The sequence below is a fragment of the Pseudomonas sp. 2822-17 genome (assembly GCF_002742485.1).
Taxonomy (GTDB): domain Bacteria; phylum Pseudomonadota; class Gammaproteobacteria; order Pseudomonadales; family Pseudomonadaceae; genus Aquipseudomonas; species Aquipseudomonas cyclaminis.
This window is the reverse complement of record NZ_LJRZ01000936.1, coordinates 1-234: the sequence shown is the minus strand read 5'-3', so window position 1 is coordinate 234 and position 234 is coordinate 1. Positions and strand designations below refer to the sequence as shown.

Sequence of the window (234 nt, the reverse complement as noted above, 5' to 3'; positions counted from 1 at the left end):
ATACAGGACCACATCTTCCTGACCAGTTACTGCTGCTACAAATTCATCAACCAATGACACTAACTCAATTCCATCTGGTTCCACTGACTTTAATGGCTGACCGCTTGCTCCTACAAAAAGGTCTCTCCAATTTTTTAACATCAAAGTCCCCTTAGTCCCATAGGTTGCAAACTCCAATTGTTCTTCTCCAGATATCTGACTTAGTCCATCAATGAGAATCAGTGTACCATCTTC

The 234-nt window shown here is 41.5% G+C and carries 1 protein-coding gene; it reads right to left on the bottom strand.

The features are described 5' to 3' along the window. A partial coding sequence (locus tag AOA60_RS32945) for a hypothetical protein (protein WP_218241000.1) occupies nt 1-234 on the bottom strand: 234 nt, incomplete at both ends.